Here is a 13,603-nt window from a genome sequence, read left to right as displayed (position 1 = left end):
TATATTCTCCATAAATTCATGACAATAGGTAGATAGATTTAACTGAATAATTAAATTATTAGCTTCATGAGCAACAATTTTTCCAGTTGAAATAGGAATCTAGTTAACATCCTTTTACAAACTGTCCATAACTTTTTCACCTTTTAATTCTCGTTGAAAATATATTTTAGAATATTTTTCTTCTATTTCAATACTGTATATGATCCAGCACAATCTGGACTCCATACACCTTTTGCTACACCTGACCCCGAAAGTGACTTAAAACCTAGCTTGGCATAAGAATACTTTAATTCATTTACATAGTTAGTCATTGCATACTTTCCCATTCCATTTATACCATAAAAACGTTTCCTGTCTCCATCCAATCTACCCGCAGGATATTTCTTTGCACTATCGCCAGTGCATCCATAAACCCCTACTGAAATTGCACTAAGACCAGACCCATACGTTAGACTCCAGTAGATATAAATTTTTGAATTAGTATCCTTTCTCCTTTTATTGGTATATTTTACCTGCGTAGAATTTTCATCTAGCACGGCCTCCCATTTTGTATCCGATGTATTAGCTGCACTTGATACTGACTCCGATATTCCCATACCAGTTAAAACAAGCATACCAGCAATTGTAGCAAGAATTATTTTGTTACCAATTCTTTTTTTGATCATTATTTTATTCTCCTCCTGATTGTATAAACTATGAAAAACTTTTTACATGTTTTCCACGCTGCCACGATACCAGTCAAAGCCACATACAAGCATAAACTTCAACTTATAATTCATGTAACATTAAGAAGCGAGAAGGTTAATCGTCATCTCCCCCTCATACCCTATACAGTTTTGCTTTATCTATATATTAATAACACAAAGTGTATATGTCAATAGTATTTTAGTTTTTCTGTATATTTACAAAATAAATGATATATGTTATATTAAAACCTTGAAATTGAGGTGTTCTAATGGATCGAAAAAGCAACTTTCGACGTGGATCCGTCGAACTAATGGTCTTACATCTGTTAAGCTTACGGGATTACTATGGATATGAGCTGACACAGATCATAAGACAGGAAACGAATGGCGTCATTGATATTCCGATTGGTTCATTATACCCGGCATTATACAAATTAATTGATGCCGGATATATCTCTGATCATAAGGAACAAGTGGGAAAAAGAATGATTCGTATATACTATCACTTAGAGGATAGCGGGAAAACACGATTAGATCTTTTGTTACATGATTACTACCAGACCAATCAGGCAATTCAGGACATTTTAAGATTTAATGGAGATGAACAAACAGATGAACACGAAGAAAAAAGGGGAAATTAACAGGTATATGCGCAAAGTGCGCCATCTGTTGCCTACCATGCACAAAGCAGAGCGTAGATTTATCACCAACTTACGCCAGGATATAGAAGAAATGGCTCAGACCAGACCTTCTATATCCTATGAGGCGTTAGTAACTGAATTTGGTGACCCACATGAACTTGTAAACAATTATATTTCTGAAAAAGACATTGATACAATTCGAAAAGAATTACATATTTCACATGTTATTAAAGTTGCTCTTTCATTTATTATCGTTGCAATCGTAATAATAACTACATATCATTTATACACGACTTATTTAGTATATAAAGATGCTGTCAAACAACAAATTGTATATGATACAGTTGTTATTGAAGAAGAACAAACTGATGAAGAAGGCAATACAATCATACAAGAAGTAACAGAATATGATCGGGGGTATAATTAATAATGAAAAATATTAAAAAAACACTCTCATTATGTCTTATCATTTTTTCACTTTTTATATTTTTTCCTATACATTGTGAAGCATCTGATTATGAATATCAAAAAACTACCGATTTAGTTTATTTTGAAACCGTGATAGAAGATAACTCGCACAATATAATCACTCTAGCTTCTACTACAAAAAGTAAAACAGGATCGAAAACTATTTATTGCAAAGATGCAGATGGAAAAGTTCTCTGGTATGTAAAAGTTACTGGTACTTTTTCTTATGATGGAAGCACATCAACATGTACCTCTGTTTCTATGACCACATCTACAAATGCAGCAGGTTGGAACATAGTCAACAAAAAATGTTCTAAATCAGGGAACCGTGCTACCGCATCTGCAACAGGGCAAAAATCCCATAATGGGACTGTAACGAACTCCATTACAAAATCCGTTACTCTGTCATGTTCCAAAACCGGAACATTATCTTAAATAAAAGCAAAGAAACCAAATGGGAATCCAAACTTACAGGATTCCCATTTGGTTTCTTTACTTTTATTCTTCTACCACCGGAAAATATACTTTTATCTCACAGCCGCCTGCAGTTTCATCAGAGGAAACATCCATTTCCACATTTAGGTCATGTGCCATTTCTTTTGCAAGATAAAGTCCCATCCCGGTTGCTTTCTTCCGCCTGTCACCGGAATCTCCGGTAAAGCCTTTCTCAAATACATACGGAAGATCGCAGGCTTTAATACCCATGCCATTATCCCGGACAGATAAAATAATCTTCTCATGTTCTCTGATACAGGAGATCCGGAGCTGTTTATCCTTTCCTTTGCTGTATTTGATTGAATTACTGATAAACTGTCCAAGCATAAAAGCAAAGCCACGTTTATCGGTAAATACTGTGTTCTCTTTTATATCAAGCCAAACCTGTATCTTCTGTTCTTCTAACAGTGGCGTGAAATCCTCCAGCACTTCTTTTACACAGTTTTCCGTATGGACCGACTCGAATCTGTAATCTTTTCTCGCCCCCTTTAAACGGGCATAGTATAACATCTGGTCGATATATCTCTGCATCTGACAGTTGATCCGGTCAAGCTTGCATACCACATCTTCTGACAGCTCGTCTCTGTGATTATCCAGCATAAATGTCAACAGGGCAAGCGGCGTCTTTACCTCATGCGCCCATGCTTCCACATATTCCTCATAATCATTTAGCTGCAGCTTCGTCTGCGCGCATTGATCCATCTGCTCATGTAATATCTGACTGAAGCTTCTGATCTCTGCCTGCAGATTCTCCGCATCATGAAGCAGTTGTTCCTCATGATAGGAATCCGGCATTGCAAGGAATTCATCAAATGCTTTCTTCCGTTTTCTCTCTTTCTTTGCCAGATAAAGAACAGCCGTTACAAATACCAGCAGGCTGAACAGAATTACCGATATTGCGATCACCTGAAATGCCTGTGCATCGATCAACCATAACAGCAGGATACTGAGCAGATCAAGCAGTCCGATGATCCCCAGCCAGAATCTATTCTGTTTTATGATCTGTCCGATCTCCTTTATGGATATATGTTCCATCTCTACCTCTCCGATGTCTGTCCGACAAAACGATATCCGACGCCACGCACAGGAATGATCTGCTGTGGCATATCAAGATTTGCCATTGTCTTTTTCAGTCTTGTAAGATTCACCTGTAAGGCATTTTCATCGATGAATTCTGCCGTTCCCCATAAGGCGATACAAAGCTCTTCTTTCGTCACAATATCCGATCCGTGCTCTAAGAATATCTCAAGAATCTTTCCCTGATTCTGCGGCAGGATAACAGACTGGTTATGAATGTATAAAGTATAGGTCTGGCGGTCAAGGAGAAATCCATTTCCTTCCAAAAGGTTATTTCTTCCCTCGTACCGTTTCAACACATTGGATACTCTGGCGAGCAGACGTTCTTTTCTGCACGGCTTCGTCAGGAATTCATCTGCGCCCAGATCCAGGGCATGCAGTTCATCCTGAAGTTGATCCCTCGACGTCAGAACCAGAACCGGTATGGAGCTTTTCTGCTTCAGTTCCCGGCAGATCTGGAATCCACCCATGCCCGGCAGATTCAGATCGAGCAGCACCAGATCCGGGGATGCCGCAAGAATAGCTGCTGCCGCATTCTCAAAATCCGTGATACCGCTGGTCTGATAGCCCGCCTTCTGCAATATAGCTTCCAGTTCTTCCCGCATCATATCTTCATCTTCTACCACTGCTATATGCTTCATATCTACTCCTCATCTATCAGTCAAGGTTTCACGCCATCGCCATTGATCTTCATCTGCTCTGAATCTACTCCTCACGTTCCGGTACCATCAGTGTCAGAAGATACCGGTTGCTTGACCGTTTTACAAATGCCATATAAATGCATTCTACCACACAGAGCAACAAAATCATAGCTGCAGCAAGCAGCATGGCATCTCGGATACTATTTGAGATCATACCGGAAACCAGTGTAAGGACGGCGCGCACACCGAAGATACTGCTGATGCCTGCAACGACAACCGGCATACCAAAGTACCAGTTGATCTGTTTTCTTGCGGAACGGCAGAGCAGTTCATAGGTTGCTCCAAGCCGGATCAGTGTCTTATATCTGCGGCCGGATTTCTGCTGTCCCATCAGGAACTGTACCCCGATCACAGTATTTGCAATGATCAGGAAAATGATCGCCAGATAGATCGTGATATAACTTGCTGCTACGATATAGAACATCCGGCGTCCCATATTTTTCAGATAACTTTCATATTCAATATTTTTTGCTGCAAAATCGATCTGCGCAAGTTTATCATTCATCTGCATGACCGACTGAAGCAGGTTATCTCCCTTGACCTTTGACTGATCCAGCACACCATTCAGATAGATCGTGCTGTCCCATGTATATTTGTCAAATATTTCATCCGGCACGATCAGGGCAAAGGATAATGTAATTGCCCGGTCGGTAATAAGCGGTGTGTTCTGTATCTTACCGGTCAGATACATCTTATGATCCAGATATGCCACCTCCGGGCGGTCTGCCAGAATATCATTTATATTCTGATTCATACTATCCGATGTAAATTCCAGACTTTTAAATACTGCCGCCTCATCGTCTGACAATGCAAGAGGTTCTTTCCCTGCAAGTTCGAGTACATGATTATATCCGCTCAAAGAGATCAGATATGGATATGACACATATTCCAGATTGTTAAGCAGAATATCTTTATCCTCTGAATCCGGCAGTTGTTCTACCCGGCTCATAACGGATGACAGATCAAATACATCATAATCATCATTTGCACCCGGAATAAGATGACCGACCCGCACCTCAAACAGATCGGAAAAATCCTGTTCCAGTCCGTTGTCTGTCAGAAGCTTTTTTACATTTTCCACACCCTGTTTCTGATCTTCTTCGTAATTCTCAAATGTATAATCCATGATATGGATATTTTCCTTTTCATTTCCATAGGAAAATGCGATCACGATTCCTGCTCCAAAACAGCAGAGAGCTGCAAGGATCAGAATAGAACTGATCGATAAGGTACTGGATTTTCTTATAACATTTTCCTGCACCTGACGGAAGTTAAATACCCGAAGGGCAGCTCCCCCATGGCTGTGTTTTGCCAGACGGTCGATAAAAAACCGCATGCCATAGAATAAGAGCAGCATACCAACAAAACCGATCAATATTGTCTCAGACATCTTACGAAGTGTCGTCCATGATCTTCCTCCAATCGCCATGCTGTATGCCACAGCCAGACAGATAATACCGAGAACGAAACTTACCGCATAGACACCAGCCGGGAACTGCTTCTTTGTTCCCTCCGGTGTATCAACTAATAATGCACCGATCTCCTGTCCTGCGATCTTCCCGCTTAAGATCAGGAATGCAACCAGCTTGATCACCAGAAATCCAACAGCCGTTATTATGATTGCCTGAATGGAGAATGTTACCTGATGACCGACGATCCCAAGTCCTACACATTTGGCTGTGATCAGACTGATCAGTTCGGATAATAAAATGGCGATCGGAAGTCCTGTTACAAGTGCTGCCAGACTGCTTCCTATATCTTCTGCAAGAAGCATCCCGAATAGCTTGCTTCTCCTCATTCCCATCATCAGGTAGACGCCAAATTCGTGTCTTCTTCGTTCCAGTTGGAATTTGCTTGCATAGTAGATCAGGAAGAATAAGATCACCAGTGTCATTACAAAAAATGCAGGTATGATCTGGAACAGACGATCTACCGCATCACTCTCCATTTTCTTAAGGAATACCATAACATCCTGTGAAGAAAGTGACAGGATAATATAGAATGCCACGATGGATATTACTAACGAGGAGAAAAATAAACCGTTTTCTTTTCTGTTTCGTTTACTGTTTTTTCGGATCAGTTTAAAGAACATTTGCACTGCCCCCTCCCAACTGTGCCATAACCTGCAGGATTCTTTCATAGAACTGCTGCTGTGTCTCAGCAAGCAGATCACGTCTTAATTCATGGAAAATCACGCCATCCTGAATAAAAAGTATCCGCTTGCAATAGCTTGCTGCATTGGAATCATGCGTTACCATCAAAACAGTTGCCTTCTCATCCCGGTTCAGACCGGCTAATTTCTCCATTAAGGCTTTGGCATTTCTGGAATCAAGTGCTCCGGTTGGTTCATCTGCCAGAATGATACCCGGATTCAGGATCAGCGCTCTGGCTGCTGCCAGTCTCTGCTTCTGTCCGCCTGACATCTGCGATGGGAACTTATCCAGTACCTCGGTGATCTCCAGATATTTCGCTAACTGCTCCAGACGTTTTCCGCCCTCTGCCTCCGATATGTTATGAATCGACAATGGAACCATGATGTTCTCACGTCCGGTCAGATTATCCAGCAGTTCAAAATTCTGAAACAGGTATCCAATCTCCTTGCCACGGTATCCTGCCAGCTTCTTGCCCTTCAATCTCTGTATCTCTGTACCTTTCATCCGGATCTTGCCACTGTCCGGCTGGATCACTGTTGCGATACAATTTAATAATGTTGACTTGCCGGAACCGCTGCTTCCCATAATTCCTAAAAACTCGCCCGGCATCACCTGAAATGTGATTCCGTTCAATGCCTTTGTCTGGTTCGGTTCCTTGCCATAATATTTTTTCAAATCTTCTATCTCTAATAATGCATCCATGCTGCCGCCTCCTTGTACTTTCTTAATTGCTGTTGTCTGACTTCTTGGGGTATCATGGTTTCCTTCGCTCTCCCATACCCTCGCCTGTTTGTTTCTGCGGGTATCGCATTCTTTTTCTTACTCTCATACCCGCTGCTGCCTGGCTTCTGGGGGTATCATGGTTTCCTTCGCTCTCCCATACCCTCGCCTGTTTGTTTCTGCGGGTATCACATTCTTTTTTTCGCTCTCATACCCGCTGCTGCCCGACTCCTGGGGGTATCATGGTTTTCTTCGTTCTCCCATACCCTCGCCTGTTTGCTTCTGCGGGTATCGCATTCTTTTTCTCGCTCTCATACCCGCTGCTGCCCGGCTCCTGGGGGTATCATAATTTATTTCTTAATTTCATACCCACCATATCTGACAATATTTATACTATCAGATATCTTCCTCAAATAACACTTACACTGAATGAAAGGTTTTGCCTGTATAATTCCGGAAACATCCGACGATACTAAATATGTTTAAAAAGATAATTGCAGAATTATTATATATATTGCTCATACATGAACAGCATGACTTACCAACACAGTATATATGCGATTCCGCACTCATCAGTAAAATTCCATCAGGAGGTTATCCCATGTCAAATATGTTTTGTTTTCAGTGCCAGCAGACGGCTGGCAATAAAGCCTGTGTAAATACCGGAGTCTGCGGTAAACAGCCCTCGACATCCAATCTGCAGGACGAATTGATCTGTGAACTGATACGACTTGCCGAAGCAGCCGAGCTTACAAAGAAATCCATACAACAGAAAAAAGAGACAGATCCCAAACTTCTGTCCCGATACTTGAACAACCGAAAATCCGCTGACCGTCTGCTGATCGATGGTTTATTTACAACACTTACAAATGTGAATTTTGATGATAAATCAATCAAAGATTACATCAACGAAGTGCAGAAAAACCAGAAGGATATCATGCGCTGTATGCCTACAGACATATGTAGCATATCAGATATCTCATATAAGAACTTCCCGACTACAAATATGAATTCATCAATTGCAAATATGAACTTCTCAGATACAAATATGAATTCATCAACAGCAAATATCAATCCTCCGACCTGTGGATTGAAAGATCCACATGATATCCCGGTAATCAGCCTGTGGGATGGTACGGACGATATCGTGTCACTCCGCTCCACGTTATTGTTCGGCTTAAAGGGAATGGCCGCATATGCGCATCATGCAATGAATCTCGGCTATCAAAATGATACCGTAACAACCTGGTTCTATAAGGGCTTGTGTGAAGTGAACCGTGAACACTCGGTAGAAGAATGGATCGAGCTTATTATGGAATTTGGAAAAGTGAACTATCAGTGCATGGAACTGCTCGATAAGGCAAATACCGAATCCTTCGGCACACCAACGCCGACTAAGGTTCACACCGATATCCGAAAGGGGCCTTTCATCGTTGTATCCGGTCATGATCTCCGTGATCTGGATCTGCTCTTAAAACAGACCGAAGGAACCGGTGTCAATGTCTATACACATTGCGAAATGCTTCCGGCTCACGGCTATCCAAAATTAGCCGCCTATAAGCATCTTGCCGGCAACTTCGGAACTGCATGGCAAAGCCAGCAGACGGAATTTGAAAATATCCCTGCACCCGTCCTCTTTACAACCAACTGCCTGATGCCCCCACGCCCAAGCTATGAGGATCGCATCTACACTACCTCTGTTGTCGGCTATGAAGGAATGGTGCATATCGAGGGAACAAAGGATGGCAAGAAGGATTTTACTCCGATCATCAAGCATGCCCTAAAGCTGGGCGGCTATGAACACGATCACAGCATGAGCGGTATCAATGGCGGTCATATCCTGACAACAGGATTTGCTCATGGCGCAGTCCTCTCCCATGCAGATAAACTTACAGCCGCCATCAAGAATGGTGATATCAAACACATCTTCTTAGTTGGCGGCTGTGACGGTGCCCATCCGGGCAGAAATTATTATACGGAATTTGTAAAACAGACTCCTATGGATTCTCTCGTTCTGACACTTGCCTGTGGCAAATACCGATTCAATGATCTCGACCTGGGTGAGATCGATGGAATTCCAAGGATCTTAGATATGGGACAGTGTAATGATTCTTACAGTGCGATCAAAGTTGCCCTTGCACTGGCAGAAGCTTTTAACTGTGATATCAACGAGCTTCCTCTGACTCTCGTTCTTTCATGGTATGAACAGAAGGCTGTCTGCATCCTTTTAACCCTGCTTGCCCTCGGTGTCAAAAACATCTATCTCGGCCCAACCCTTCCGGCATTCATGACAGAGACCGTTGTCCGTTTTCTGGTTGACACCTACAACCTGCAGCCGATCACGGCTCCTGAGCAGGATATGGATGCGATCCTCGGGCGTGGCTAAATAGTCAGCCGGCATCATCGCATTCCGGCAACAGCTTCATCACACGTTCCGGCAAACATCAGTGCTTTATCACACATTCTGGTAACCACCACAATAAGGGCAGCGGCTGGCATATCCGGTTGCTGCCTTATAAGAAGCACCGCAGTTCGAACATCGGACTGCGATCAGGTGAAGCTGTTCCGGATCGATCGGCTTGTTGTCCATCAGCTCTTCTTCTCTTCTGAGCCGTTCTCCACGGACAGAAGCAGGATCATAACTGTACTTACCATTGTATTCATAGATATCGATCGTCATTCCGATCGGGAACATGGAATCCGCTCCTCCACTGATCGAAGTCGGCAGGATCACTTCCCGCTCGATACCATAATTATCAAAATAATGCACCTTTACATTTAAAGGAAATCTGCCATTTACCATATAAGATGTATTTTTTACATAACCATAAATCTTCGCTGTATACTTTTCACCATGTACACGGATCATTTTCTTGTTATGGAGCATAACAAGGATCGTCACGATAAAACATAATCCAAGTACCACAAACATTAATGGAATTAATATAAATGCCCCGGGCTTACCAAATGCAAATAAAAAGATCAATGTCATAAAAAGCCCTATTCCTGCAAAACCCACTCCGACAATCATACATATCTTCTGTGCACTGTTCATATCCATCTGCCTCCCACATAATGATCATAACTATGATACTAGCATCTACCCATTTATAAGTCAAACAAATCCATGTATTATTGCGTATACAATTATCTGTTTTCACCTATGATATTCTTTATACCTGCATATGAAATTTTATAAGTTTGAATATGAAATTTTCACTTGCATTTTTACTAAAAGCTTAGTATAATGACCGACGTTGTAAAAATTGAAGAAAAAGCTTTGGTATAAAATTGGAAACGACACAAGTGTGCTCCTGATATTTCACCTCGTTTGCCGACGGATGAGCATATCACTTGATAACGAACAACACATGTGTCTTTTTTGTGCTTATTTTTAAGATATTTGCAGTTTTGGTTCTGCATTTATTCAGATTATTTATCAAAAAGGAGATTTATTTTATGCCAAAAACTTTATTTCAAAACATTGTTTTCACATTAATGATGTCTTTTCTTATGGTCTATGCCATGATCTGCTACAACATTTCCCTAAACACGGGTGGAATGTCAAACTCCGTTTTCTTAGCCGCCTTTCATGAGCTTATCATCATGTGGCCGGTTGCCTTTTTACTTGAATTCCTGTTTGTAGATAAGGCTGCACATGCTCTTGCATTCCGCTTCGTGAAGCCGGATGACCGCCCGATCATCATCACGCTTGCAATTTCTACCATGATCATCTGCATTATGTGTCCTTGCATGAGCCTTGTTGCCACTATTTTATTCAAGCATGCCGGTCGTCAGTTTGCAGCCGTGTGGCTCCAGACCACTTTCTTAAACTTCCCGGTAGCTTTCTTCTGGCAGCTTTTTTATTGCGGTCCATTTATCCGTCTGATCTTCCGCAAGCTTTTTCCAGAGAAATAAGTCTGCATAAACAATGGATTCGAGTGATCCGGCAGGCTGGCACTTCCTACATATGATCTGCTTTATTTTCTATTCGGTTCGCACGCTTATTCATCAGCAGTCGCCCAAACTCGTCCTTACGGACTCAAACATGGGCTTGATGCTGATAGCTAGTGCAAACCTCATAACGAAAATACGCTAATGTCATATGTAGGAAGTGCCAGCCTGCCGAATCACTCGAATCCATTATTTATATTACGACTGCCAGACCAGGTTGCCGGATGGATCAAGAGCCTGAATCCGGTAGGTATGGGCTTTAAGGTCTGCGGACAGACGGGCAAGATAACCGTCCTTTTTCCAGGTGATATAAATACGGTTATACATCTGGTCCGCCGGTAGTTCTGCAAAATGCAAAGCATTTTCTGCCTGAGCAGAGATCTGCGCTGCAGGCTTTGTGCGGATTGTCATTTCCGCATCAAATCCAAATGCCGGAAATTCTTTCCGGAATTTCAACATTTCAAGCTGCTTTTTTACGACCTCCTTTTCAAGTCCTGACTCTATATCTTTTTGTGAAAGATTTGTCCGGTTGATCTCTTTATGTCCACCTGCACCCGCTCGCTTCACTGCCTCATAATCATTAGATCCGGCAAACAGATCCAAATACCAGACCTGAGGTTTTCCCGGCATAAATATCTGTAATGCTCTGGCTAATAACAATGCCTGTTCATTTTCGCCAAGTGCATTATAATATGTCGTATTTACCTGATAATACATCTTTTTATTACCGTGAAGATCCTTTACAAAACCACCACGATCCACAAGCAGCCGGATCAGATCCTCAATCCTGTCGTCCGGCAACAATCCGGCAAGATCAAGTACCGGTATTCCATCATGGCATCCAAGCATATTCACAGTATGAATATTCTCTTTTATCTGTTCCTTTGCCCATTGCTCCAGATAAGTGCCATCGCCTCTGTAAAGAGCATCCAGGATCAACCCCGGAAGGAAAAAGTCATACGTCAGATATCCCTTCTCTGCTATCAGCTTATACTTTTTCTCTTTATATCCGGCATGAATCTCCGGAAGAAGGCGGATTCCATATGGTTGTGCAAGCTTATGGATCTGTTCAAGAAATTCCCATGTTTCCGGTTCATTTAAGAAATTGGCGCGTCCCGGTGCTTTTGGGGCATATGCAAATGCATCCAGACGGATTATCTTTGCTCCGTAACCTGCCAGTTTTTTTATGGTTTCACGGTAAAAGTCCCAGACCTTTTCTGATTTAATATTAAGATCCATTTGTCCCAAATATCTGGTATGATAATCCTCAGTATCCCGAATCTCCTGATAAAACGTATTCCAGTATGGAATCCGACTGCCATCTGCCATTTCCACCATCAACAGAGGTAATCCCGGTTTGCGGAAGAACATCGGATCCAGATACTTCTGTTCCGGTTGTATATAGCCGTCTTCTGTCATTTCTCCACAGTTTTCCCAGAATGTATTCCAGTTAATAAAAAAGTCACGATATTCCGATCGACTTCCATTCTCCAACAAATCCTGAAACTGTGGCGACTGTACAGACGCATGGTTTAACACAAAATCCAGCTTCAGATCAATATTCTGTCTGCCCAACCGTAATAGTGCCTTTTCAGAATGAAATGCCTCCTCAAGATCATAGTCGATTACAGAAAAACCACGATCCAGATCAGAATGGTAAATACTCGGTAGTATATACATTGAGGAAAATGCATCTGCAAATCCATCTCTTTCAAATAAATCCGCAACAGCTTCCAGATCTCCGCCAAGACTGTCCGGATACAGATTCAGCATTGGACCATTTTCAATTTTATTTATATCTGTCATATTTGTTTCTTCTATCTCTGTTTTCCTCATATTCTATAACCTCCTGTTCACTTACTATTCCGTATAAATCCTGCCATGCATATCCTGAATGATATCTGCCCGATCCAGTCCATCATTAATCTTTTTCTGCTCAATTCTTAATACTCTGGCTACAAATGGACTGTCAATGGCAGTGTCACGATTCCTCTTCTTTCGGTTTTCAAGTGTTTCTTCCGGCGTACTGATCAATACAACAGATACATCCACCCCCTGCAGGTATGCACTGTTTCCATGTGTCCATTCAAGAATCAGAATATCTGTATCTGATACATCCCTGCGATCATACCAGATATCATCCGGAGTTCTTCCCATATGACGTAGAAGCAATTGTGAGGTTCCTCCATGAAACTGCATGAGAAGATTCGACACAGCTTCATAATCCAGTTCCTGATCCGTACCCAGATAGTCTGTAAGAGCCTTGTCTCCATACTTCTGATATGTGGATAACCACTGCATGTCCTCCTGTTCTTCTGCGTCCCTTCCGGCTTTTTGAAGCTCTAATAGTTTTTCTTTTACTTCTTCTGTATATAGCCTTTCAGTTATAAGTCCATTTAACCCGGACATACGAAATCTCGCAATTCGTTCTGCATCATTATACATTGGAATCCGATGCGGGTAATTGTCCCCACTTATAATAAGTGATTTCTTTCCCTGTTTTTCAAACATATTTTGAAGTAAGAAAGCCATTCCGGTCTTACCAACACCAGAACCTCCGGATACCGATATGACTGTTTTTTTCTCTTTTCTTTCTTTTGTTTTTTCCCGGATCAACGGAAATAATCGTTCTGCATTTCTGATCTGTTCCTGTGCCAGATCCGATACTGTAATTTCTTTCGTATCCATCTGTCCGTCACCTCATTTCT

13 protein-coding genes are annotated in these 13,603 nt (G+C 41.8%); 5 read left to right on the top strand and 8 right to left on the bottom strand.

What is annotated here, in order from left to right; all coding sequences use genetic code 11:
- Positions 1 to 182: 182 nt before the first annotated feature.
- The gene (locus tag DXB77_RS01605; protein ID WP_117785607.1) at positions 183 to 665 is read right to left on the bottom strand and encodes a hypothetical protein; all 483 of its coding nucleotides are present in this window, start codon (positions 663 to 665) and stop codon (positions 183 to 185) included.
- A 290-nt stretch (positions 666 to 955) separates the two neighbouring features.
- Between DXB77_RS01605 and DXB77_RS01600 the strand changes: the two genes are divergently transcribed.
- From DXB77_RS01600 to DXB77_RS01590, 3 genes are read left to right on the top strand one after another with little or no spacing between them, the layout of a single operon-like run.
- Entirely contained in the window at positions 956 to 1,327 is a 372-nt protein-coding gene (locus DXB77_RS01600) for a PadR family transcriptional regulator (protein WP_117785606.1), read from the top strand.
- Positions 1,299 to 1,754: a DUF6120 family protein gene (locus DXB77_RS01595; RefSeq protein ID WP_118484407.1), complete on the top strand. Its 456-nt coding sequence runs from the start codon at positions 1,299 to 1,301 to the stop codon at positions 1,752 to 1,754. Before DXB77_RS01600 ends, DXB77_RS01595 begins: the two co-directional genes overlap by 29 nt.
- Positions 1,755 to 1,756: 2 nt before the next feature.
- Positions 1,757 to 2,230 (top strand): hypothetical protein, encoded by a 474-nt coding sequence (locus tag DXB77_RS01590; RefSeq protein ID WP_118484405.1) that lies wholly within the window; start codon positions 1,757 to 1,759, stop codon positions 2,228 to 2,230.
- A gap of 63 nt (positions 2,231 to 2,293) precedes the next feature.
- Here the strand turns inward: DXB77_RS01590 and DXB77_RS01585 are convergent, their stop codons facing one another.
- From DXB77_RS01585 to DXB77_RS01570, 4 genes are all read right to left on the bottom strand, one after another.
- A complete protein-coding gene (locus DXB77_RS01585; protein ID WP_118662524.1) occupies positions 2,294 to 3,325 on the bottom strand; it encodes a sensor histidine kinase in 1,032 nt (343 codons plus the stop codon).
- A gap of 2 nt (positions 3,326 to 3,327) precedes the next feature.
- Entirely contained in the window at positions 3,328 to 4,008 is a 681-nt protein-coding gene (locus tag DXB77_RS01580; protein WP_117822169.1) for a response regulator transcription factor, read from the bottom strand.
- Positions 4,009 to 4,072: 64 nt separating this feature from the next.
- Positions 4,073 to 6,160: an ABC transporter permease gene (locus DXB77_RS01575; RefSeq protein WP_118662523.1), complete on the bottom strand. Its 2,088-nt coding sequence runs from the start codon at positions 6,158 to 6,160 to the stop codon at positions 4,073 to 4,075.
- Complete coding sequence (locus DXB77_RS01570) at positions 6,150 to 6,923, bottom strand: ABC transporter ATP-binding protein (RefSeq protein ID WP_117785600.1); 774 nt, start codon at positions 6,921 to 6,923, stop codon at positions 6,150 to 6,152. The genes DXB77_RS01575 and DXB77_RS01570 overlap by 11 nt, the downstream gene beginning before the upstream one ends.
- Positions 6,924 to 7,542: 619 nt before the next feature.
- On the opposite strand from DXB77_RS01570, the gene hcp reads away from it, so the two are divergent.
- Positions 7,543 to 9,327 (top strand): hydroxylamine reductase, encoded by a 1,785-nt coding sequence (gene hcp, locus DXB77_RS01565; RefSeq protein WP_347559459.1) that lies wholly within the window; start codon positions 7,543 to 7,545, stop codon positions 9,325 to 9,327.
- Positions 9,328 to 9,396: 69 nt separating this feature from the next.
- On the opposite strand, the gene DXB77_RS01560 is transcribed toward hcp, so the two are convergent.
- Positions 9,397 to 9,996, bottom strand: a complete 600-nt coding sequence (locus tag DXB77_RS01560) for a zinc-ribbon domain-containing protein (protein ID WP_021943325.1) — start codon at positions 9,994 to 9,996, stop codon at positions 9,397 to 9,399.
- Positions 9,997 to 10,400: 404 nt separating this feature from the next.
- Between DXB77_RS01560 and DXB77_RS01555 the strand changes: the two genes are divergently transcribed.
- Entirely contained in the window at positions 10,401 to 10,859 is a 459-nt protein-coding gene (locus tag DXB77_RS01555; RefSeq protein WP_021943324.1) for a DUF2798 domain-containing protein, read from the top strand.
- Positions 10,860 to 11,093: 234 nt separating this feature from the next.
- On the opposite strand, the gene gtfA is transcribed toward DXB77_RS01555, so the two are convergent.
- On the bottom strand, positions 11,094 to 12,731 hold the full coding sequence (gene gtfA, locus DXB77_RS01550; RefSeq protein WP_118662522.1) for a sucrose phosphorylase: 1,638 nt from the start codon (positions 12,729 to 12,731) through the stop codon (positions 11,094 to 11,096).
- 24 nt (positions 12,732 to 12,755) lie between these two features.
- A complete protein-coding gene (locus DXB77_RS01545; protein ID WP_118662521.1) occupies positions 12,756 to 13,583 on the bottom strand; it encodes a zeta toxin family protein in 828 nt (275 codons plus the stop codon).
- Positions 13,584 to 13,603 lie beyond the last annotated feature (20 nt).

The sequence above is a fragment of the Clostridium sp. OM05-9 genome (assembly GCF_003481465.1).
Classification (GTDB): domain Bacteria; phylum Bacillota; class Clostridia; order Lachnospirales; family Lachnospiraceae; genus Coprococcus; species Coprococcus ammoniilyticus.
Note: the sequence above shows the minus strand (reverse complement) of the source record. Positions and strands in the feature narration are given on the sequence as shown.